The organism is Streptococcus sp. Marseille-Q5986, assembly GCF_946902915.1.
In the GTDB taxonomy this organism is placed as follows: Bacteria; Bacillota; Bacilli; order Lactobacillales; family Streptococcaceae; genus Streptococcus.
On the sequence record NZ_CAMPPY010000001.1, the window covers coordinates 217,626 to 240,404 of the forward strand.

Here is a 22,779-nt window from a genome sequence, read left to right on the forward strand (position 1 = left end):
GATGGAAAGTTTACTTGTTCTATTATTAATTGCCAACCTAGTTGGTATCTTTCTGATTTGGCAAAGGCAGGATAAGCAGGAAAAACATCTCAGCAAGAGCTTGGAGGATCAGGCAGATCATTTGTCAGACCAGTTGGATTATCGCTTTGAACAAGCCAGACAAGCCAGCCAGTTAGACCAAAAAGACTTGGAAGTGGCTGTCAGCGACCGTTTGCAGGAAGTCCGTATTGAACTACACCAAGGTCTGACGCAAGTCCGTCAAGAAATGACAGAGAATCTCCTCCAAACCAGAGACAAGACCGACCAACGCCTTCAAGCCCTGCAGGAATCAAATGAGCAACGCTTGGAGCAAATGCGCCATACAGTCGAAGAAAAGTTAGAGAAGACCTTGCAGACGCGCTTGCAGGCTTCCTTTGAGACAGTTTCCAAGCAACTGGAATCTGTCAATCGTGGTCTTGGAGAGATGCAGACAGTTGCCCGTGATGTTGGAGCTCTTAACAAGGTTCTCTCTGGAACCAAGACACGAGGGATTCTGGGAGAATTGCAACTGGGGCAAATCATCGAAGACATTATGACCCCTGCCCAGTATGAACGAGAATACGCAACGGTTGAAAATTCTAGTGAACGAGTGGAGTACGCCATTAAGCTACCTGGGCAAGGCGACCAGGAATATGTCTACCTGCCGATTGACTCTAAGTTTCCACTAGCTGATTATTACCGCCTAGAAGAAGCCTATGAAGCAGGTGACAAGGATGAAATCGAACGCTGTCGCAAGTCACTTCTAGCAAGCGTTAAGCGCTTTGCCAAGGATATCAGGAGCAAGTACATAGCACCGCCTCGGACGACCAATTTTGGAGTTTTGTTTGTTCCAACAGAAGGTCTCTACTCAGAAATCGTCCGCAATCCGGTCTTCTTTGATGATTTGAGACGGGAAGAACAGATTATCGTTGCAGGGCCAAGTACCCTGTCAGCCCTCCTCAATTCCCTATCAGTTGGTTTCAAAACTCTCAATATCCAAAAGAGTGCAGACCATATTAGCAAAACGCTTGCCAGTGTCAAGACCGAGTTTGGCAAGTTTGGTGGCATTCTGGTCAAGGCACAAAAACACCTCCAACATGCCTCTGGCAATATTGATGAACTATTAAACCGTCGTACCATAGCTATCGAGCGGACGCTCCGTCACATTGAGTTGTCAGAAGGTGAGCCTGCGCTTGATTTACTCCATTTCCAAGAAAATGAGGAAGAATATGAAGATTAGTCACATGAAAAAAGATGAGCTGTTTGAAGGCTTTTACCTAATCAAGTCAGCTGACCTGAGGCAAACTCGAGCTGGGAAAAACTACCTAGCCTTTACCTTCCAAGATGATAGTGGCGAGATTGAAGGGAAACTCTGGGATGCCCAACCTCATAATGTTGAGGCCTTTACCGCAGGTAAGGTTGTTCACATGAAAGGACGCCGAGAAGTTTATAACAACACCCCTCAAGTCAATCAAATTACTCTCCGTCTGCCTCAACTGGGCGAACCCAATGATCCAGCCGATTTCAAGGTCAAGTCGCCAGTTGATGTCAAGGAAATCCGTGACTATATGTCGCAAATGATTTTCAAAATTGAAAATCCTGTCTGGCAACGAATTGTTCGAAATCTCTACACCAAGTATGATAAGGAATTTTACTCTTATCCAGCTGCTAAGACCAACCACCATGCCTTTGAAACGGGATTGGCCTATCATACGGCGACCATGGTGCGTTTGGCAGATGCCGTTAGCGAGATCTATCCTCAGCTTAATAAGAGTCTGCTCTATGCAGGAATTATGCTACATGACTTGGCCAAAGTTATTGAGTTGACGGGACCAGACCAAACTGAGTATACAGTGCGAGGCAATCTCATTGGGCATATCGCCCTCATCGATAGCGAAATTACCAAGACAGTCATGGAGCTCGGTATCGATGATACTAGAGAAGAAGTGGTGCTACTGCGCCATGTCATCCTCAGTCATCATGGCTTGCTGGAGTATGGAAGCCCAGTCCGTCCACGTATTATGGAGGCAGAGATTATCCACATGATTGATAATCTAGATGCTAGCATGATGATGATGTCAACAGCTCTTGCTTTGGTGGACAAAGGAGAGATGAGCAATAAAATTTTCGCTATGGACAATCGTTCCTTCTATAAACCAGATTTAGATTGATAATTTAAGAAAAAGCTAAATTCCCAAACTAAGTTCCACCGCTAGTAGAAGTGGAAGTTAGTCTGAAAAAAATTCTAAAAACCAGTGGAAATCCGTGTCAGGGTAAGTTCCACTGGTTTTACTAATGCTTGATTTCATCGCTTTTGTAGCCAAAAGGAATCGAAAAAAGAGGGCACAAAATCCCCTCATCTGAAAGCATTTCAGATTAAGTTCCGCTATGGTGGAAGTTAGAGTGAGACGTTTGAATGGGGTTGAAGGTTCGTTTTTAGAACCTATATTGAAGTAATTTAGAAGATTGACAGCCGTCTTCTGCAGGTATTTTAGAAATACCAAGAAGCTTAGGAATCCCTTCTCCGTAAGTAAAGGCAAAGAGTTCATAGGCTGACTCTCCATTCAAAGCAGCTCGTTTGACACTGTTGACATGCGAACAGACGAGATGGATGTCCTCTTGAATGAAGTTATCAGAGGAAGTTCCTTTAGGTAGAAGGTCGCGAATCAGCGTGTGAATGTTCTCAATTCTCCCTTTCTGGTCAGAGCGATTAGGGTCACAAAAGAAGAGTTTACTTTCTCCTCGAATATCCATTTCGATGTCATCGCCCCTGGCAAACTCTCCACCATTATCGGTAAGAATGACGGGAAAGGGTTGGAAAAAGTCTTTGTTCGCTTGGTGAAGAGTGTTCTTAATATCATGAGGTGTTTGGTAACCGCAAGGGCAGTTTGATTCTCCAGCAGCCTAGCGAAGATAAAGTTACAGAAGGAAAGATTGAAGGTGACTAGGATTTTACCTCCCATTCTGCCCATAACCGTGTCCATTTCCAGCCATGAGTCTAGTTGATTCAGGGCTAAATAGATTTGAAAATCCTCAGAGGAACGGTTTTTTAGCTTCTTTAGGGATGGAAGGTAGCTTATTTTTCCGTCTTTCTTTAAATTTAACGGCTCTGGCTAGGTCAATAGGAGCGATAGATAGGTATCCTTTTCGGAGTCCCAGAAAGTCTTGGAATTGAGAGGAGTTCCTTCACGATCCTCGACAAGAGTTTGTTCGTATTGCTTTTGAGCTTGTTTAGCAAGGCAGAAGATTTTTTTAAATCCGCAATTTTGTCTTCTTTTAGGGCAATCATTACAGACAGAGGGAGCCTTATCGAGTAAAGTGCAAGGAAGGTTATCACACGTAGACTCTCGGCCTTGTCTATTTCTTTTGACTTCTTTTGAAACAGTAGTTGGGTCTTTTAGAATGGATTGTCCAATAGTTTTGAAGGTTTCACCGCGCTCTAAGCCTAGTTGGATATCATTACGGTCTGAAAGGGTAAGGTGTTTCTGTTTGGTCAGAGTAGATCTCATTTCTAACTCAAACGTCTCACACTTAATTCCACCATGAAAATCCGTTTTAGACGAATTTCCACTTCGATCAGGAAAGTGGAAGTTACTTTGAGAAGTTATCTAATCGAAAATCTCGCGAATTTTCTCTAGTCGAACCTAGCTATCGCAATCTATTTATGGTAAAATGGTGGGTAATGATGTCTTCGGACAAGTTAAACGAAAAAAGGAAGATAGATTATGACAAAACGTGTAACAATCATCGATGTAAAAGACTACGTTGGCCAAGAAGTGACTATCGGAGCCTGGGTTGCCAACAAATCAGGAAAAGGGAAAATTGCCTTCTTGCAATTGCGTGATGGAACTGCCTTTTTCCAAGGTGTAGCCTTTAAACCAAACTTTATTGAAAAATTTGGTGAAGAGGTAGGTCTTGAAAAATTTGAAACGATCAAACACTTGAGTCAAGAAACGTCTGTTTATGTGACAGGTATTGTCAAAGAAGACCAGCGTTCTAAGTTTGGTTATGAGCTCGATATTACAGATATCGAAGTTATTGGTGAATCACAAGACTACCCAATTACTCCAAAAGAACACGGAACAGACTTTTTGATGGACAACCGTCACTTGTGGCTGCGCTCTCGTAAGCAAGTGGCTGTCATGCAAATCCGTAACGCTATCATTTATGCAACCTATGAGTTCTTTGATAAGAATGACTTCATGAAGTTTGACAGCCCAATTCTTTCAGGAAATGCGGCAGAAGATTCTACAGAACTCTTTGAAACTGACTACTTTGGAACGCCAGCCTACTTGAGCCAATCAGGTCAGCTTTATCTAGAAGCAGGGGCTATGGCTCTTGGTCGTGTCTTTGACTTTGGTCCAGTTTTCCGTGCTGAAAAATCAAAAACACGCCGTCACTTGACTGAGTTCTGGATGATGGATGCTGAGTACTCATACTTGACACATGATGAGTCGCTTGACTTGCAAGAAGCTTATGTGAAAGCACTTCTACAAGGTGTTCTTGACCGCGCGCCTCAGGCCTTGGAAACCTTGGAACGTGATACAGAACTCTTGAAACGCTACATTGCAGAGCCATTCAAACGTATCACTTATGATCAAGCCATTGACCTCTTGCAAGAATATGAAAATGATGAAGATGCAGATTACGAGCATCTTGAACACGGTGATGACTTTGGGTCACCACACGAAACTTGGATTTCAAACCACTTTGGTGTGCCAACATTTGTCATGAACTATCCAGCAGCCATCAAGGCCTTCTACATGAAACCAGTTCCTGGAAATCCAGAGCGCGTGCTTTGTGCAGACTTGCTTGCTCCAGAAGGCTATGGAGAAATTATCGGTGGGTCTATGCGTGAGGAAGATTACGATGCCCTTGTCGCTAAGATGGATGAACTTGGCATGGATCGTACAGAATATGAATTCTACCTTGACCTTCGTAAATACGGTACAGTGCCACACGGAGGATTTGGTATCGGTATCGAACGTATGGTAACCTTCGCAGCTGGAACCAAACATATCCGTGAAGCTATTCCATTCCCACGTATGTTGCACCGTATCAAACCATAAGAACAGGAAAACGCCCATGTGGCGTTTTTTCAAAGTAGAAGAAAGAAGAGGTGGAGAACATGTAAAGCACAGCTTAACAAGTGACAAACACAAAAATACAAATACACTTGTTAAAGGAGAAACTATGTTTAAACGAAATTACCGGAAGAATATCGGTCTCATGGCTGGTGTGGAATTTTTTGCCTTTCTGGGCATTACCAGCTTTTGGATTCTATTTCTCAGTCAAAATGGGATGTCGCTTTGGCTGATTGGCTTATTGGAAAGTATTTTTCATGCCACCAGTGTCATCTGTGAAATTCCCTCTGGAATGTTAGCTGACCGCTACTCCTATAAAACCAATCTATATTTAAGTCGAATAGCTGGGATTACGTCATCTATTCTCATGTTACTAGGACAAGGTAATTTTTGGATTTACGCACTCGCTATGGTGGTGAGTGCCTTGTCTTATAATTTTGATTCGGGGACGAGTGCAGCCATGGTTTATGATTCTGTCGTGGAGGCTGGATTAAAAGAGCGCTACTTGTCCATCTCCAGTTTTATGTCAGGAGTGGCAGAAGGAACTCGGTCTTTGGGGACCGTTTTAGCGGGATTTTTTGTCCATGGTCAATTACACTTGACCTACTATATCATGATTGCTACTTCTATAATTGTTCTTTTCCTAACTTGGATGCTAAAAGAGCCTAGTGTTAAAGCGCAAAAATCTGAGCGCTTGACGATGAAAAAAATAATCTGGACTGTCAAAGAGGAGTTGCGGAGAAACCCCAGTCTTTTTAGTTGGATGATTCTTTCCCAAATCATCGGGACGCTGATGTGCATGTTTTATTTTTACTATCAAAATCAACTGCCTGACTTAGAAGGGTGGCAGATTTCGATGGTCATGTTGATGGGTAGTGTTTTGAATATCTGGGCAGTTTATCTAGCAAGTAAGATTGGAAAGAAGTATTCAGCCTTAAAGCTCTTTCCAATTCTTGTACTCTTGACGGGAGGAACTTATTTGCTTTCCTACTTCGGAACGCCGCTGATTTATATTTTGGTTTATTGGATCAGCAACGCCTTATATGCTCTCTTTCAGCCGATTTTTGATAATGATTTACAAAAGCGACTCCCAAGTGAGGTACGGGCAACCATGCTAAGTGTCTACTCTATGATGTTCAGCCTAAGTATGATTATCATTTTTCCTTTGACGGGATGGTTGATTGACTATCTAGGATTTGTAGTAGCCTTCCTTTACTTAGGGCTCATTTTAGTACTAGCCAGCTTTTTGCTATTTTTCATTTTGAAAGAGATGGCCGGAGCTTTGAAACTCAAAGAGGATGTTATTTCTAAGTAATAAAGTTATTTTTTACTTTTATCTTTTTCACTTGCTATCTGTCAGTTTTTCTAGTATAATGGTTTATTGTGAGTGAACCTCACTTACCCTTTGCAAAGACTGGGGGTCATTAGACCAAAAGGAGGAATATATCAATGGCTAAATACGAAATTCTTTATATCATTCGTCCAAACATTGAAGAAGAAGCGAAAAACGCTTTGGTAGCACGTTTTGACTCTATCTTGACTGACAACGGTGCAACTGTTGTTGAATCAAAAGATTGGGAAAAACGTCGTCTTGCATACGAAATCCAAGATTTCCGCGAAGGACTTTACCACATCGTTAACGTTGAAGCTAACGACGACGTAGCTCTTAAAGAGTTTGACCGTCTTTCAAAAATCAACGCTGACATTCTTCGTCACATGATCGTCAAACTTGGCGCGTAAGAAGGTAGATTATGATTAACAATGTTGTACTTGTAGGGCGTATGACGCGTGACGCTGAGTTGCGTTATACCTCATCAAATGTAGCAGTTGCGACTTTTACTCTTGCAGTAAACCGTACATTTAAGAGTCAAAATGGCGAACGTGAGGCTGATTTCATCAATGTCGTTATGTGGCGTCAACAGGCTGAAAATCTTGCTAACTGGGCTAAAAAAGGCTCTCTTATCGGGATCACAGGTCGTATCCAGACTCGTAGTTACGATAACCAGCAAGGACAACGTGTTTACGTAACAGAAGTCGTGGCGGATAATTTCCAAATGTTGGAAAGCCGTGGAGTGCGTGAAGGACATTCAGGTGGCGCTTATTCTGCACCAACTGCTGGTCAATCAGCACCTGCAAACCCAGTACCAGACTTTTCACGTTCTGAAAATCCATTTGGAGCAACAAATCCATTGGACATTTCAGATGATGATTTACCATTTTGAGCGCTCCGTCAAGCTTCACTCAATCTTACAGGTGAAAGTCCTGTCCTAGCAATTAACCAGTTCGGCTAGGTAGCTATGGCATACATATGCGGAGTAATCCAAATGTGGAAGCAATGCCGACTAACGCGTCCCCAGTGGCTAATTAGTCTTAACTCAGTCTGTGGGAGCGAGCAAACTTGCAGTCCGTAGCGAAAGTGAACTTCCGATAAGTGTCGTTAAGGTCAATCCAGCAGGTATAACTGAGAGAGCTGGAATTGATGATAGTTTTAACTGGTGGACACTATCGTCAGAACTCCCGGCATATAGGCATATAGAAGATGGAATGTTAGGAAAGATGAGTGGGGAACGAAAGAGACCCTATTCTATCCCGCCTTCCCAGCGGGTCAGGTTAGATATAAGGCAAACACCGAAGTTCTAACTGACGTAGGAACAGGGAGTCGGAGAGGTTCATAGTACCGATAATTGCACGAGACAACAAAACTCGGCATAGGGAAGGAGCCTTACCTGTATCACTCTTACCGATGAAAGAGGAACTAGATGATTGCTCAAAAGGCTATAAACATCTTTGAAAAGGTTCGAGTATTTCAACGGAAGATATATCTATCAGCCAAGTCAGACTTGAGACTAGCTTGGTATTATGTGAAGAATAACGAGGGCTCTGCTGGAATAGATGACCTTACCATTAAGGAAATCGAAGACAAAGGAGTTCAAAACTTCCTAGACGAGATACAAGTGCAACTGAAAAGCAAGAAGTATCAACCTAAAGCGGTCAAGAGGGTTTATATTCCCAAAGCTAACGGTAAGAAACGACCTTTAGGAATCCCGACAGTGAAGGATAGAGTAGTTCAAACGGCAGTGAAAATTGTCATTGAGCCAATATTTGAAGCTGACTTTCAGGACTTCTCCTATGGGTTTAGACCTAAGCGAAGTGCAAACCAAGCCATAAGAGAGATATATAAATATCTAAATTTTGGCTGCGAATGGGTCATTGACACAGACTTGAAAGGGTATTTTGATACCATTCCTCATGATAAATTGTTGTTACTGGTCAAAGAACGAGTGATTGATAAGTCAGTTATCAAGCTGCTCAGTCTATGGCTAGAAGCAGGTATCATGGAAGATAATCAAGTCAGAAGCAATATCCTTGGTACACCACAAGGCGGGGTTATCTCACCGCTCTTGGCTAATATCTACCTAAACGCTTTAGACAGATACTGGACTAACAATAGACTGGTAGAAAGAGGTCATGACGCTCACCTAATACGATATGCGGACGATTTTGTTATTCTGTGTTCAAACAATCCAAAGAAATACTATAACTATGCCAAACGGCGTATTAGTAAATTAGGGCTGACATTGAACGAAGACAAGACAAGAATTGTGCATGCGGGCGAGGGATTTGACTTTCTGGGATACACGCTCAGAAAAGGGAAATCACTCAAGACAGATAAGTATAAAACCTATTACTATCCGTCGAGAAAGTCTATGAAAGCTATCAAGGGTAAAATTAAAGATATAACCCAACACGGGTAACATCTGAAATTATCTGAGGTGGTTGAAAAGTTAAATCCTATCTTGCGAGGCTGGGCTAACTATTTCAAATCTGGTAATTCCAAGCAGCACTTTAAGAGTATTGACAATTATGTGACATACAATTTGACGATAATGCTTAGAAAGAAGTACAAGAAACCTGGCAAGGGATGGCGAGAACATCCGCCTGCGTAGTATTATGACTATTTCGGGCTTGTATGCCTGAGAAAGATATGTACGAACTTTGACCATGATAATCAGAGGTATCGCAGGTAGGGAACTTGCACTGAGGCCGTAACGTCGAAGACAGAAGATACTGGGAAAGCCGTGTAAGGGAAAACCTTACGCACGGTTTGACGAGGGGTCGCTGAGGAGATAAATTCAAACTAGAGACCTACTCTACAATGGACAATTAATACTATAAAGGAGAAAAAACATGGCTCAACAACGTCGTGGCGGATTCAAACGCCGTAAAAAAGTTGATTACATTGCAGCAAACAAAATTGAATATGTTGATTACAAAGATACTGAGCTTCTTAGCCGTTTCGTTTCAGAACGTGGGAAAATCCTTCCTCGTCGTGTAACAGGAACTTCAGCTAAAAACCAACGTAAAGTAACAACAGCTATCAAACGTGCTCGCGTAATGGCTTTGATGCCTTTCGTAAACGAAGGTTAAAAAAGAGGTCCGGGTGGACCTCTTTTTCATGAGCTAGAGATTTCCAATTGCAGAACTCTAGCTTTTTCATTTTAAGTCGTTCTCTTATTGTATTTTAGGAGCTTATTTGCCATAAGTACCAATCCCATGTCAATTCTCACTTGACGCATCCCTCTCAGATTACCTCTCTTGTACCCCAAACAAGCCTTTATCTGTCCAAAGACAGGTTCCACATCAATCTTGCGTTGAGCGAAAATCTGTCTACCTTGGGGAGATAAAAGCGCCTGGCATTCTTTATTTTTTAAGTGCTGATAGCCTTCATTCATATACAGTCCCTTTTGAGGAGCTGATTCAGATTCATCAGCGTAGTAAACCTTGATTTCCTCTTGAAAGTCCGTCTCTGTTTTCTGATGTTTGATAGGGCGAAAACGATAACACCAGCCATCAGGATGTGTGTAGCTATCCTCCTTGCCATTATAGTACCAATTCCCTAAGTTTCTAGCTGACTGTGTATACCTTCTCTTTTGTTCCTTATCAAACATGGCATATTTCATCAGATGGTTCACCTCCTTTTCATCTAAACGAAGGAGGTTCTCTTCACTTCCATATCCAGCATCTGCGACAACTGTCTTTAGGTCATGTGGATAGGTTTCAAGTAAGGGGAGAAGAGTCTTGGTATCTGTATCTGTTTTGGAAAAGCTGTTGCGACCTACAAAAGTTTCTTGATCCTTCTCCTATTTTTCAGCACGTACTGAAAAATCATCTTTGACTTTAGGCAAGATTTTCTTGAGTTTCCGACCTTTGGTTTTACGCTCATCTTTTCCTTTAAGGAGTGTCTCCTCCATGTCTTGGCAATTCTTCTTCAAGGACGTGAGAGAGTTCAATCAACTGCCCTGAGGAGATAGGCTCTTGTGTCTCTAGTTCGATAGCTTGATGGATAAGAGGAATGATTTCTTCTTGACAATAAATCTGGATCTGTTCTTGCAGTTTGACGGAAAACTTGTCCCTTGCTTTTTTCCACACGAAACGATACTTGTTGGCATTGGCTTCAATCTTAGTCCCGTCAATACACAAACAATCTAAGATCACTAACTCTTCCGTTTTTAAACGAAGATTGAGGTCGATGAAAAGATCACGAATGAGTTCTTCCATCCCTTCGGCGACACGAAAACGCTTGATGGTGCGATAGCTAACAACCAACTGCCCTGTTAGGTACTGCATGGCGAGATTTTCAATCATCATTTTTTCAATTTTTCGAGCAGAGAAAATCCCTTGTGAAGAGGCAAATAGAAGAGTAGATACAAGCATTTTAGGGTGCTAAGACGGGTGAGCAGAGGCATGATAGAAGGTAGGGAAAGGACTATCTTCCAAGGTATTCAGATAATAAAGACGAGATGGTCTTGTGGCAAGAAAGAACGGATTTCTAGTGGTAAAGTTGTTTGATTTTTGTTATAGTGAATATGCATAAGATAGCCTTTCTAAATGGTGTATTGTGCAGTTCTATTTTACCAAGACTATCGTAACCATGCAAAAAGCAACGGCAAATCCGTTGCTTTTTTGGAGATAAGAGACTATTGTCCTAGTTTTTTTTGCAAGTGAAAACCAGCTTTGTAGCAGGTCTTATTATTTTATAGGGATTGAAATCTCAATCAATTTATCCGAATAGAGGGTTTTGATATTGGCTTCGTCAATGCTTCCCTTGCCGATTTTACGTTTTAAGAAGAAGTCTTGGATGGTTTCAATTTCGGGTTCACGAATAGCACGGTGTTTGTTGGAAATGAGGATTTCATAGTGAAGCGGGGCTTGTGTGAAAACCACATCTGTATTTCCAGCAGAGTAGACCTCGACAAGAATTGCGTCAGTACTTTCTAATTGGCTTTTAACAAGTTGCGAGTGTGAATTAGTCGTGTTGATAAGCTTCATAACAGTTCCTCCGATTTTCTAACTCTATTATAGCACTTTTTGGATAAAAATCGTGTAATTTAGTCAATTCCATGCTGGATTTTCCAAGCTTCAATTCCCCATTTATGGCTACCACGTTTGAGTTTTTCAATTGCTTCATCAATAGGAAACCAAGCAATATGATTAAAATCTTCCAATGGTTTTTGTACTTCTTGGAAAGAAATAGCTTCATAGAGATAAGCTGGGTTGTAGTAGTAGGTATCACGGTGGCGAGAGTAGAAATACTCATCAGCTTGTCCATAATAGGTTCTGATTTCAGCTGTAAAGCCAAGTTCTTCGATTAGTTCTCTCCTCAGTGCTTCTTGATGATCTTCGCCTGCTTCAATTTCTCCACCTGGCAAGAACCAAGCACCATTGGGAGCTTGAACTAGAACAATTTGTTTTTTTTCTGTATCAGGAATAACTGCGTAAACTCCGTAGCGGGTCTGGTAGGTTACATTTTCTTTTTTTTCACCAAAAAGTGGGCTTGCCATTGCATTTTCCTCATTCTCTAGTATCTTTATTATTATCATAATGGACGAGGGGATAGCTGTCAAGAATAAACCAACGAACTTGTGTAGAAATAGCTACTTTGTCTTGATCAATACTTGTCTAGTTAAACTTTCCAACACTAGCACTCTAACTGGTATAATAAAAGAGAGGTGATTTTATGGCAGAATCAAGACTATTTCGTATCCTATATCTACTTTTAGAACCTGTATTCACAAAATGATAGAGCCTTTAAAAGCCGATTAATGTGTGAAAGTTTGACAAAAGCAAGCTCTGACGATACGGATTTTTCAACATCCTTAGCTAATCTTCGAGAGTGATTCAACCAAGAAAAAGTTCGCTCAACAACCCAAGGTTTGGGGATGATTTGCCAGCTGGCCTTGATTTTTTCAGAAATATCTACTGGGCAACCAAACTCCTTCACCATCATCTCCTCAGAGCTTTTACGATAACCAGCATCGGCTGAAAAAGCCTTGATGGTTGGGAATTGTAGCATCACTTTGCGAGCCACTAAAAAGCCTGATTTTGTGTCGTGCAAATGAGCTGCATGAACCACCACATCAAGAAGATTTCCCATAGTATCCACAAGGATGTGGCGCTTCCTCCCTTTGACTTTCTTACCGCCATCAATCCCACGTTCCTCTGCAGCATCTGTTGTTTTCACGCTTTGAGAATCAATGATAGCATAGGTTGGAGGGGCTGCTCTACCAGCTTTCAGTCGCTTTTTTTAACCAGTTCCGTCAAAATGGTGTCCCACAAGCCGCTCTCTCTGGCACGACGAAAGAAACTCCAGACAGTTGGGGAAGGAGGGAAATCATGAGGGAGCATACGCCATTGGCAACCTGTTTTAGTGATATACAAGGTGGCGTTCACGAGTTCTCGTTTAGCCCACTTATAGGTGCGATGTTGGGAGAAATAGGGTTCAAGTTTAGCCCATTCTTGATCGGTTAAATCGGTATCATATGCTTTTCGTATCATATCTTTAGTTTAACATTTTTTTGTGAATACAGATTCTTAGAAAAAGGCAGTACAACTGCTCCAGAATTAGCTCGATTGTTTGAAGTATCTGCACGTACGATTTATCGCGATATTGAGCGATTGAGTATGGCGGGGATTCCTCTGTATTCGATACCTGGAAAGGCAGGTGGGATCTTTTTAATGAAAGACTTTGTTCTGGAGCGTACTCTAGTATCTGAGGATAAAAAATTAGAACTTCTGTCAGCTTTGCAAGGGATTCAAGCCCTGACCGATGACAGGCAAGACATGTTACTTGAAAAATTGGAATCTATTTTTCAAGTTTCTACCAGCTCTTGGATAGAAGTAGACTTGACTGACTGGAGGAAGCGAGAAGGTCAAAAAGAATTATTTGATAACATCAAACATGCTATTCTAGAGAAAAGGCAACTGGTAATCACTTATCTAGGTGGGAGAGGTCAGAAAACGATTCGTACAGTCGAGCCCTTTAGACTCATATTTAAAAAGAGAGATTGGTACCTTCATGCCTACTGTTGTTTGAAAGAAGAGTGGCGTTTTTTCAAATTATCCAGAATTAGGAATTATCACCTAACAACTGAAACTGTGAAGCAGAAAAATGTGCTGGATTGGGTTGATGGTTCAGATCAAGTGGTAAATCAAATCGAAGTTTCCTTGAAGTTTAGCACCAAGCTTGCTTTCCGGGTTTATGAAGATTTTTCAGAAGATGAGATTAGTTTGGGGAAAGATGGATGTTATTATGTCAAAACTGTCCTACCTGACCACGAAAGCATGTATACTTACCTCCTGTCTTATTTAGATAGAGTGGAAATACTCGCCCCCGATTATCTGAAGAAGGAACTGCTTTCTAGAGTAGAAAAAATCCAAAAACTTTACAAACCTTGACAAAAGATGTCAAGGTTTTAGTGCTATACTAGAGATAGAAAGGAGAAGAACCAAATGAAATACGAATGGAGAAAAGAAGCGAAAGATCTTTATCAAGTGAAAGCTAGGCCCAGCATCTTGCAGGTACCAGGTCAATCCTATATCGTGATTGATGGTAAAGGCGATCCAAATCAAGAAGATTTTTCAGAACGCGTAGGGGCTTTATATGCCTTAGCCTATGCGATAAGGAAAAGATGAGCGTAAAAACCAACGTCGGAAACTCAAGAAAGTCTTGCCTAAAGTCAAGGAAGATTTTTCAGTACGTGCTGAAAAATAGGAGAAGGATCAAGAAACTTTTGTAGGTCGCAACAGCTTTTCCAAAACAGATACAGATACCAAGACTCTTCTCCCCTTACTTGAAACCCCTAAAGACAGTTGTCGCAGATGCTGGATATGGAAGTGAAGAGAGCCTCCTTCGTTTAGATGAAAAGGAGGTGAACCATCTGATGAAATATGCCATGTTTGATCAGGAACAGAAGAGAGGGGATACACAGTCATCTCAAACGTCAATTAGAGACAGATGTAATTGTAGAATATTAGGAGGAAAACATGACTCTAACCAATATATTTTTTGGCATTGCTTTGGGACTCAGTCTCGCCTTTGGCATTTGTTTTATCATATTATTTATTGCATACAATATTCTTTACCATCGAGTGAACAAAAATTTTAAGGCGGTGAAACATGATTAGTCAAATTCTGATGATTTTTACCTTGCTTACAATTTGGATTTCTCTAGCATGGGGCTTGGTAATTCTCTTTTCAACTGCTCACTTTTGGTTTAAACACAGCGATTTTCGTGTAGACACTTCGCCACTACTTTATTATCCGAAGGTTACCATTGTCGTACCTGCTCATAATGAGGATGTGGTTATTGCACAGACGACAAAAGCTATCTTGGATATGAATTATCCTCACGACCGTGTGGAGTTGCTCTTGTTTGCGGATAACTGTTCGGATAACACCTATGCAGAGTATTTGCCTGTACAAGCTATGCCTGAATATACAGGAAGAAATCTGACTATTATCGACCGTACTGGTACAGGAGGAGAAGCAGGAGTTCTAAACGATGCCTTAGAGATGGCAATGGGTGAATATATCTGTGTTTATGTTGCGGATGCTATGCCTGAAAAAATGCTCTTTATTTCCTTGTCAAAGAAGTGATGAAGGATCCAGAACATCACGTGGCATCTTTTGGTCGCAACAAGACTCGAAATGCCAATCAAAATTTCTTGACTCGTTGCATCAAGCAAGAAATCGTTGTTACTCAGCGTGTGCACCATGTTGGGATGTGGCATCTTTTTAAAATTGGGCGTATTCCAGGAACCAACTTTATCATTCAAACCGACTTTGTAAAGAGTATCGGTGGCTGGAAAAATGGTGCCTTGACAGAGGATACTGATATTTCCTTCAAAATCATGCAGAGCAGGAAATTGATTGCCCTTGCCTATAATTCAGAAGCTTTCCAACAGGAGCCTGAGATCTTAAAGAGTTACTATATGCAACGGAAACGTTGGACAAAAGGAAATTATGAAGTTGTTCTTTCAAACTTTAAGGATTTATTTGGCAGAGCAAACTGGCGTGTCAAACTAGAAGTCTTTAACTATTCATGTTTCTTCTTTTGGTTTAACTTTGCCATTATCCTATCGGATTTGATTTTCCTAGCGAATGTGCTAGCAATTTTCCTGAACCTATTCATCCCAGATGTCAGGGTGCCATTTGCTTTTGATGCGGACAATATCTACATTGCCCAGCTTATGCTCTTCAACTGGATACTCATGATTGGTCTCTATTTAATGTATTAATGCAAATTAAGTCAATTTGGACAAGCGACGACCGAACAAATCTGGTTAGCCTTGGCAGCCTATTTCTTTTATGAACAGATGTTTATCGTTGTATCCGTTGATTCTATTTCTTCGATCGTGCTGGACAAAGTACTTCGCCGAAAAGAAACCAAGTGGGTTAAAACCAAGCGATTTGCAGGATAGGAGGTTCTATGAAAACGAATAAATTAAAATATGACTGGTTTGTGCTCATTCTTTCTATCTTTTGTTTAGCCTTGTTTTTGGCAAGGGGAAGGAGTAAAATTGAGATGCGCAATCATCGCCTTTACAGCCAATGGAGTCAACAGTTCCTTGTTACAAAAGGCAATCAGTCTTATGTTCGTACAACGAATGATTCTGAGGAAACGACAGTTCTATCAGAAACTCAAAGTTACGGCATGCTCATAACAGTTTTAGCAGCCCAAAAAGGGCAAGCAACACAAGCAGATTTTGATAGCTCTTATCGCTATTATCAAAATCATCGTCTCGAGGGAACACAGTTGATATCTTGGAAGCAAGTTCTCAAAAATGATAGTGAAACTGTTGAAAAATAAAACGCAACTGATGGAAATCTCTACATCGCTTATTCCTTGATTGAAGCTGCCAAGCAGTGGCCGGATAAAGCTCAGGAATACCAAGCGCAGGCTAAAAAATCTTAGAAGATATTCTTCAATACAACTACAATGAAGGGACAGGTGTCCTAACAGTAGGGAACTGGACAAACAAGGATTTCGATTATTACTTGATGCGGACGTCTGATACCCTTCCTCACTATTTCCAATCTTTCTATGACTTGACTGGAAACAAACAGTGGTTAGACGTTAAGGATAAAATGCTTGGGCAACTGGAGCAAATTAGCTCTCGTTCGGATACGGATCTCCTGCCAGATTTTATCTGGGCTGAGAAGTCAGACGCACGTCTTGTTGATGCTAACACAATAGAATCTCAATACGATGGGGCGTACTCTTATAATGCTTGTCGTTTGCCTTATCACTTGTCTCAAAGTCAAGATGAAAGAAGTCAAAAACTTGTTTAAAAGATGATGAATTTCTTTATGAAAGAGAGACGCGTTTATGCTGGCTATGATTTGAGCGGAACTGTCCTCAATCAATACCAGGCAGGTAGTTTCTTGGCATCGATTGCCTATGTAGTTGATAAGGGAGAAGGTTACCTGAAACTCTTTCAACAAAATAAATACATTTTCACACAAGATTTACCTTTGGATAACTGCTATGATGCAACGATGATTACTATGATTGCTCTGGAGTTGTTCTAGGATGAAAAGAGAGGGCGCTAGTTATACTAGCTCTCTTTTTGATAGGATTTTCATCTTTTTTCAAAAAAGGAATTTTATCAGCTTTATGGTATAATGGAAAGAGTTAGATTGAAAGAGGTAGAGAGATGGATGCGAAATTAAAATACAAGGCAAAGAAGATTAAAATCGTCTTTTTTGATATTGATGATACCTTGCGTACGTCGAAGACAGGTTTTATTCCAGCTACAATTCCCACTGTCTTTAAGCAGTTACGTGAAAAAGGAATTTTAATAGGAATCGCCTCTGGGCGTGGTATTTTCGGTGTCGTTCCAGAGATTCGTGATCTCAAGCCGGACTTTTTTGTAACCCTGAATGGGGCCTATATCGAAGATAAAAAAGGTCAGGTCATTTATCAACATCAGATTGACAAGTCAGATGTTGAGGAGTATATCTCTTGGACTAAGCGAGAGGGAATTGAATATGGCTTGGTTGGCAGTCATGACGCTAAACTCTCCACGCGAACAGAACTGATCAGTGAGGCTATTGATCCGATTTATCCAAACTTGGATGTGGATCCAGATTTCCATGAGAAAGAAGATATCTATCAGATGTGGACTTTTGAAGATAAAGGAGATGACTTGAGCTTGCCTGACAGTCTCTCAGATAAACTTCGTATGGTTCGTTGGCATGAACATTCGTCTGATATCGTGCCAATTTCAGGATCGAAAGCAACCGGTGTAGCTAAGGTGGTGGAGCACTTAGGCTTGAAATCAGAGAACGTCATGGTATTTGGAGATGGACTCAACGACTTGGAACTCTTTGATTATGCTGGAATCAGCGTTGCAATGGGAATTTCTCATGATAAAATCAAAGAAAAAGCAGATTATATTACAAAAACAGTAGAAGAAGATGGTATTTTTGATGCCTTAGAAGGATTTGGTATGGTAGAAAAAGAATTGCAATTCCCACAAGTAGATATTGAAACAGTAGAAGGTCCGATTGCGACCATTAAGACCAATCATGGAGACTTGCGTATCAAGCTCTTCCCTGAACAGGCTCCAAAAACAGTAGCCAACTTTGTAGCTCTTTCAAAAGATGGCTACTATGATGGAGTTATTTTCCACCGTATTATCAAGGACTTTATGATCCAAGGCGGGGACCCAACCGGTACTGGTATGGGAGGTGAGTCAATCTACGGCGACTCTTTTGAAGATGAATTTTCAGAAGAACTCTACAATATCCGCGGAGCTCTTTCTATGGCCAATGCTGGCCCAAATACGAATGGTAGCCAGTTCTTTATCGTTCAAAACCAACATTTGCCATACTCTAAGAAAGAGATTGCGCGTGGTAGTTGGCCAGAACCAATCGCTGAGATCTATGCAGAGCAAGGTGGAACCCCTCACCTTGACCGTCGTCATACTGTTTTTGGGCAATTGATAGATGCAGAATCTTTTGCGGTCTTGGATGCCATTGCAGCTGTTGAGACTGGTGCAATGGACAAACCAGTTGAAGATGTAGTAATTGAAACGATTGAAATTGAGGACTAGGATGAAAATTGGTGATAAGCTAACTGGGCGTATTACAGGAATTCAGCCCTATGGTGCCTTTGTCGAGATAGAGACAGGGGTGACAGGGCTGATTCACATCTCGGAGATTCGGATGGGATTTATTGAAAATATCTATGACATTTTAAAAACTGGCGATGAAGTCCAAGTTCAGGTGGTGGATTTTGACGAATACACTGGGAAGACCAGTCTTTCCATCCGTACCCTGGAAGAGGAAAAACATCAATTACCTAGACGGAGACGTTTTTCTAATGATCAGATCAAGCACGGTTTTGCGCCCCTTGCTCGAATGATGCCTGTTTGGACACGTGAGGCATTAGATCATTTAAAGAAGAAACCATAAATATGATTACCTAAAATATTTGCAATATTAACATAGTTTATTATAGTAGAAGTATGAAAGAAGAACAATTATTAAAATCAGGAGAGCGAATCAACCAGCTCTTTTCGACAGATATCAAGATCATTCAAAATAGAGAGGTGTTTAGCTATTCGGTGGATAGTGTTCTTTTGTCACGCTTTCCTCGCTTCCCTAAACGGGGGTTAATTGTGGACTTTTGTGCTGGAAATGGTGCAGTGGGGCTTTTTGCTAGCTCACGAACTCAGGCGCAGATAATATCTGTAGAGATTCAGGAGCGCTTGGCAGATATGGCAGAGCGTTCGGTTCAGTTAAATGGCTTGGAAGAGCAGATGCAGGTCATCTGTGATGATTTGAAAAATATGCCTGCCTATATCCAGGGAAGTAAGGTGGATATGATCTTGTGTAATCCACCTTATTTCAAGGTGGATTCGCATTCTAATCTGAACGAGAGTGAACACTACCTTCTGGCCAGACACGAAATCACGACTAACCTAGAAGAAATTTGCCAAAGCGCTCAGAGTATTCTCAAGTCTAATGGTCGTTTGGCGATGGTTTATCGTCCAGATCGGCTCTTGGATATCCTAGACATGCTCAAACGCCACAATTTGGCACCCAAGCGCATGCAATTTGTCTATCCTAAACGAGAGAAGGAGGCCAATATGCTCTTAATCGAAGCTATTAAGGATGGCTCAACGAGTGGCTTTAAGGTCTTACCACCACTCGTTGTTCACAATGATGATGGTTCCTATACCCCAGAAATTCAAGAGATTTACTATGGATCATAAGGCCTATATGTATGTGGTAGAGTGTCGCGACGGTTCTTACTATACGGGCTATACAACGGATGTGAAGAGGCGCCTTGCCGTTCATAATAGTGGTAAGGGATCCAAGTATACCCGAGCTCGCTTGCCAGTCAAACTCATCTATGCTCAGGGTTTTGCCAGTAAGGAAGAAGCCATGTCTGCTGAGGCTCTTCTCAAGCGTAAGAAAAGACCACAGAAAGAACGATTTTTATCTGAAAATCAAGAGAAAAATCTAGTCAACGATATTGATATATAATAGCTCTTTTCTACCATTTGTCAAGTCTATCAAGGACTTTAAGTAAAAAAGAGATAAGACAGTAGCTATTCTGAGGTTACTGTCTTATTTTTACCACTTATTGCTCCATGCTAAAAAACCCCTCATCTGGGATTTTTTGAAACAAGGTGTTATAATAATACGGCATAGGCAGCCTTATCGATTTTGGGTCAGAGAGTAATCGTAAAGTTTGTTATGCGTAATGAGGTAATACATTGTTCGGTTGAAGCTATTGTTGCTTGTCTTTTTCGTTTCTCATAAAAGTCGGCGATATGGCAGGGATTGGTATGACGAGCTGAAGCGATGTTATGAATGGACTTGAACAAGATTTTTCTGGCAGAGGGATTCCCTCGTTTAGTAATGTGTTCCTTGGTGAGAAAGTTCCCAGATTCATAGTGTCTCAGGTCAATGCCAATGAAAGCGTTGCTTTGATTGGTAGACTGAAAGCGACGAATATCTCCCAATTCGCCAATGATAGATGTCGCTGTGGTTTCTGCGATGCCAGGAATTGACCGTAAGATGTCATACTCTGCTAAAGGCTGAGCTAGAGCGACCATGTCGTCTAAGACAACCTGTCTGTGCTCAGAAAGACGAAGCAATTTTTGAGCATAGAAACGAAGCTCTTCCAGCATTGGAGAGGTTTTCTTGACCGCACAAAAAGATTGTTTAGCGAGTTTTATAAGTTTATCAGTCAGGTAAGCAATAGGCTTTTCAGGGATTCGTTTGGAGGTAGATTGACGGATAATTTTCCACAATTCACCTTGAGATAGGCTTACTACAAACTCTTTGCATGGAAAAGCCATGACCAAGTTCCAATATGGCTCTCCAGTTGGTGTGGATAAGAGATTTTCCAATTCAGGAAAGGTGACTTGTAAGACCTTGTGTAGACGGTTTTTAGCTCGAACAATGCCTTCTGTAAGATTTTGATAGAAAGGACTTAAATCACGCAGGTGTTGCTAAACTTCTTCCTGCGCATAAGTTTGTTTACGATTGAGTACAAACTGAGAATGAGCCAACTTTTCAGCGTCAATTTTGTCTATTTTACGAACTCGCAGACTGTCCGATTGCTTCTTAGCTTCCAGAGGATTCAGCTGTGTATAAGCGTAGTCGTATTCCTCAAGAAAGGATCGAAGACGCCTAGAATAGACAAATATAATCTCAGGGTTATGAACAGTTTTCAAGTCGTTCAAAAGACGATTGAAGCCAATGGGGTCATTGAGCCTAGTGTAGCCATGACTCTTCTCACCGTTGACTAAAATTGCCACCTCAGACTTGCCTTACTCACATCAATCCCAAATACTGTAGGCACGATATTACCTCTTTTGTCTTGAATAATTCCGTGTTTTAGTGATTTTATTTTCAATACGCGACGTCTAGCACCAAAGAGCCCTACGACTTTACAAGACACCTTTACTTTAACATAAAGAAAAAGTAGTGAGTACTCTCTCCCGTCGGAGATTTTCTCACTACTAATCTTAGAATGTTTGTCAACTGTAATGGGCTGAAGAAAAGTTATAACTTGTAGAGGATCATTTTGTTCCTCTCCTTTTAATATTCAAAGCGATGAAGATTCTAGTTTTAAAGTTATCAAATTATCAAAGTTTTCGAAAGCCGAAAGCATTGCGCTTGATGAGTTTGATGAGGCTATTGGTAGCTTCTAGTTTTGTGTTTTAGTAGGATAAGTCCATTGCATTCAGGCTCTTGTCTTTATCTTTCAAAAAGGTCTTAAAAACAGTTATAAAAATAGGATTTACATAAGAAATAGTACCTTCAATGAGTCCAAAGAATTGCCCAGCCTGTCTCTCATGAAAATGGAAGGTAGATTTCATAATGTTCTCGTAGTTCTTGAGAGTAAGAGAGAAACTTTTCTAGAATTTCTTTGTTGGTTAGATGCATGCGAAAAGTAGGGAGATAAAATCGTTTATCACTTAGTTTCCGACTATTCTGTTGAATGAACTTACCGTAGCGCTTGATAGCCTTGTATTCATGAGATTTTCTATCAACCAACGTTAGATCACTTCCTTTTGGAAAATATTCTCTCGGTAGACCATTCGTATTCTCATTAGTCCCTCGTTGCCAAGGTGCATAAGGGTCTGGAAAATAAACTTCAATTTTCAATTGATCACTCAATTTCTGATGATACGTGAATTTTTTCCCTCTATCAGGAGTTACTGTATGCTTTGTCAAGGGTTCTAACATTTTTACCATAGCTTCTATCACCAACTTGCTTTTCTTGACTGCTACCTTCTGTATTTTTAGAAAGCGAGAATAACGGTTAGTTAGAGTCACTAAACAAGCTTTTCCAGTTTTACCTGCAACAGTATCTGCTTCCCAATCTCCTATTCTAGTTCGGTTATTAGCGTCTTCTGGTCTTTCGTGAATTGTGATCTATTTCAAGCATCCGTTTCCGCCCATAGGGTGATTTAGCAATATGGTAAGATTCCTGTGCATGACTTGGAGAATAGCTTTCTTCTCTTAGATGTCGTTTCCACTCGCGACTAATACTAGACGGATGACGATGGAGAAACTTAGCAATTTGAGAAAAATTTAGGCCTTGCATACGGTAAATGAGAATACTTTCACGCTCATCTACGGTAAAATGATGGTAGCTCATAAGATTTCTTTTCGTAACTAGTTCGTTCAATTCTATTTTACTAGAAAATCTTATGAGTTTTTATTGTGCACTTATATTGTATATTCAAGGCAACAAAAGAGGTTTCATAATATCCATAGGGGTTTTACCCACTATAGAAATTATAGAGCCGAGATTTATTTTGTTTAATAGTGTTGATATTGCATCAATTATGCCTGTTTTCGTGTTTC

The 22,779-nt window shown here is 40.9% G+C and carries 20 protein-coding genes and 8 pseudogenes; 17 read left to right on the plus strand and 11 right to left on the minus strand.

Going from position 1 to position 22,779, the window contains the following annotated elements; translation table 11 throughout:
- Position 1: 1 nt before the first annotated feature.
- Together rmuC and OVN21_RS01290 are read left to right on the plus strand one after the other, a co-directional pair.
- On the plus strand, positions 2-1,258 hold the full coding sequence (gene rmuC / locus OVN21_RS01285) for a DNA recombination protein RmuC (protein WP_267246951.1): 1,257 nt from the start codon (positions 2-4) through the stop codon (positions 1,256-1,258).
- On the plus strand, positions 1,248-2,189 hold the full coding sequence (locus OVN21_RS01290; RefSeq protein WP_267246952.1) for a 3'-5' exoribonuclease YhaM family protein: 942 nt from the start codon (positions 1,248-1,250) through the stop codon (positions 2,187-2,189). The genes rmuC and OVN21_RS01290 overlap by 11 nt, the downstream gene beginning before the upstream one ends.
- A 265-nt stretch (positions 2,190-2,454) precedes the next feature.
- Here the strand turns inward: OVN21_RS01290 and OVN21_RS01295 are convergent.
- Positions 2,455-3,515 (minus strand): annotated as a pseudogene (locus OVN21_RS01295) (transposase).
- Positions 3,516-3,743: 228 nt separating this feature from the next.
- Between OVN21_RS01295 and asnS the strand changes: the two are divergent.
- From asnS to rpsR, 7 genes are all read left to right on the plus strand, one after another.
- Positions 3,744-5,087: an asparagine--tRNA ligase gene (gene asnS, locus OVN21_RS01300; protein ID WP_416370403.1), complete on the plus strand. Its 1,344-nt coding sequence runs from the start codon at positions 3,744-3,746 to the stop codon at positions 5,085-5,087.
- A 124-nt stretch (positions 5,088-5,211) separates the two neighbouring features.
- The gene (locus OVN21_RS01305) at positions 5,212-6,417 is read left to right on the plus strand and encodes an MFS transporter (protein WP_267246953.1); all 1,206 of its coding nucleotides are present in this window, start codon (positions 5,212-5,214) and stop codon (positions 6,415-6,417) included.
- Positions 6,418-6,551: 134 nt separating this feature from the next.
- Positions 6,552-6,842 (plus strand): 30S ribosomal protein S6, encoded by a 291-nt coding sequence (rpsF, locus tag OVN21_RS01310; RefSeq protein ID WP_001151776.1) that lies wholly within the window; start codon positions 6,552-6,554, stop codon positions 6,840-6,842.
- An 11-nt stretch (positions 6,843-6,853) separates the two neighbouring features.
- The gene (locus tag OVN21_RS01315) at positions 6,854-7,324 is read left to right on the plus strand and encodes a single-stranded DNA-binding protein (protein ID WP_000609613.1); all 471 of its coding nucleotides are present in this window, start codon (positions 6,854-6,856) and stop codon (positions 7,322-7,324) included.
- 537 nt (positions 7,325-7,861) lie between these two features.
- Positions 7,862-8,857, plus strand: coding sequence for a group II intron reverse transcriptase/maturase (gene ltrA, locus OVN21_RS01320; RefSeq protein WP_267246954.1), 996 nt, complete (start codon positions 7,862-7,864; stop codon positions 8,855-8,857).
- A 3-nt stretch (positions 8,858-8,860) separates the two neighbouring features.
- Positions 8,861-9,049, plus strand: a complete 189-nt coding sequence (locus tag OVN21_RS01325) for a group II intron maturase-specific domain-containing protein (RefSeq protein ID WP_323743921.1) — start codon at positions 8,861-8,863, stop codon at positions 9,047-9,049.
- Positions 9,050-9,290: 241 nt separating this feature from the next.
- A complete protein-coding gene (rpsR, locus tag OVN21_RS01330) occupies positions 9,291-9,530 on the plus strand; it encodes a 30S ribosomal protein S18 (protein ID WP_156975163.1) in 240 nt (79 codons plus the stop codon).
- A gap of 71 nt (positions 9,531-9,601) precedes the next feature.
- On the opposite strand, the pseudogene OVN21_RS01335 reads toward rpsR, so the two are convergent.
- From OVN21_RS01335 to OVN21_RS01360, 6 genes and pseudogenes are all read right to left on the minus strand, one after another.
- Positions 9,602-10,132, minus strand: a pseudogene (locus tag OVN21_RS01335) (transposase); the annotation flags it as partial.
- A 202-nt stretch (positions 10,133-10,334) separates the two neighbouring features.
- A complete protein-coding gene (locus OVN21_RS01340; protein WP_267246929.1) occupies positions 10,335-10,817 on the minus strand; it encodes a transposase in 483 nt (160 codons plus the stop codon).
- A 315-nt stretch (positions 10,818-11,132) separates the two neighbouring features.
- Positions 11,133-11,432, minus strand: a complete 300-nt coding sequence (locus tag OVN21_RS01345) for a DUF1827 family protein (protein WP_267246956.1) — start codon at positions 11,430-11,432, stop codon at positions 11,133-11,135.
- 59 nt (positions 11,433-11,491) lie between these two features.
- Positions 11,492-11,944 (minus strand): NUDIX hydrolase, encoded by a 453-nt coding sequence (locus OVN21_RS01350; protein WP_267246957.1) that lies wholly within the window; start codon positions 11,942-11,944, stop codon positions 11,492-11,494.
- Between the two features lie 215 nt (positions 11,945-12,159).
- Positions 12,160-12,678, minus strand: a complete 519-nt coding sequence (locus tag OVN21_RS01355) for a transposase (protein WP_323743922.1) — start codon at positions 12,676-12,678, stop codon at positions 12,160-12,162.
- The gene (locus OVN21_RS01360; protein ID WP_267246958.1) at positions 12,675-12,938 is read right to left on the minus strand and encodes a transposase; all 264 of its coding nucleotides are present in this window, start codon (positions 12,936-12,938) and stop codon (positions 12,675-12,677) included. The genes OVN21_RS01355 and OVN21_RS01360 overlap by 4 nt, the downstream gene beginning before the upstream one ends.
- Here OVN21_RS01360 and OVN21_RS01365 point away from each other — a divergent pair, their 5' ends adjacent.
- The 8 genes and pseudogenes from OVN21_RS01365 to OVN21_RS01400 all read left to right on the plus strand — a co-directional run bounded on the left by OVN21_RS01365 (position 12,939) and on the right by OVN21_RS01400 (position 19,938).
- Positions 12,939-13,838 (plus strand): helix-turn-helix transcriptional regulator, encoded by a 900-nt coding sequence (locus tag OVN21_RS01365; RefSeq protein WP_267247288.1) that lies wholly within the window; start codon positions 12,939-12,941, stop codon positions 13,836-13,838.
- Positions 13,839-13,892: 54 nt separating this feature from the next.
- Positions 13,893-14,066: pseudogene (locus OVN21_RS01370) on the plus strand (small molecule-binding protein); the annotation flags it as partial.
- Positions 14,067-14,559: 493 nt separating this feature from the next.
- Positions 14,560-15,863 (plus strand): annotated as a pseudogene (locus OVN21_RS01375) (glycosyltransferase family 2 protein).
- 8 nt (positions 15,864-15,871) lie between these two features.
- Positions 15,872-16,974, plus strand: a pseudogene (locus OVN21_RS01380) (glycosyl hydrolase family 8).
- Between the two features lie 125 nt (positions 16,975-17,099).
- A complete protein-coding gene (locus tag OVN21_RS01385) occupies positions 17,100-18,500 on the plus strand; it encodes a bifunctional Cof-type HAD-IIB family hydrolase/peptidylprolyl isomerase (protein ID WP_267246959.1) in 1,401 nt (466 codons plus the stop codon).
- A 1-nt stretch (position 18,501) separates the two neighbouring features.
- The gene (locus OVN21_RS01390; protein ID WP_267246960.1) at positions 18,502-18,861 is read left to right on the plus strand and encodes a S1 RNA-binding domain-containing protein; all 360 of its coding nucleotides are present in this window, start codon (positions 18,502-18,504) and stop codon (positions 18,859-18,861) included.
- A gap of 53 nt (positions 18,862-18,914) precedes the next feature.
- A complete protein-coding gene (locus tag OVN21_RS01395) occupies positions 18,915-19,664 on the plus strand; it encodes a tRNA1(Val) (adenine(37)-N6)-methyltransferase (RefSeq protein ID WP_267246961.1) in 750 nt (249 codons plus the stop codon).
- Entirely contained in the window at positions 19,654-19,938 is a 285-nt protein-coding gene (locus OVN21_RS01400; protein ID WP_267246962.1) for a GIY-YIG nuclease family protein, read from the plus strand. Before OVN21_RS01395 ends, OVN21_RS01400 begins: the two co-directional genes overlap by 11 nt.
- A 174-nt stretch (positions 19,939-20,112) precedes the next feature.
- Here the strand turns inward: OVN21_RS01400 and OVN21_RS01405 are convergent.
- The 4 genes and pseudogenes from OVN21_RS01405 to OVN21_RS01420 all read right to left on the minus strand — a co-directional run bounded on the left by OVN21_RS01405 (position 20,113) and on the right by OVN21_RS01420 (position 22,570).
- A pseudogene (locus OVN21_RS01405) lies at positions 20,113-21,265 on the minus strand (IS110 family transposase).
- Between the two features lie 220 nt (positions 21,266-21,485).
- Positions 21,486-21,957, minus strand: a pseudogene (locus OVN21_RS01410) (transposase); the annotation flags it as partial.
- A gap of 8 nt (positions 21,958-21,965) precedes the next feature.
- A pseudogene (locus OVN21_RS01415) lies at positions 21,966-22,344 on the minus strand (IS30 family transposase); the annotation flags it as partial.
- On the minus strand, positions 22,313-22,570 hold the full coding sequence (locus OVN21_RS01420) for a helix-turn-helix domain-containing protein (protein ID WP_267246963.1): 258 nt from the start codon (positions 22,568-22,570) through the stop codon (positions 22,313-22,315). The gene OVN21_RS01420 and the pseudogene OVN21_RS01415, both read right to left, overlap by 32 nt.
- Between the last annotated feature and the right edge of the window lie 209 nt (positions 22,571-22,779).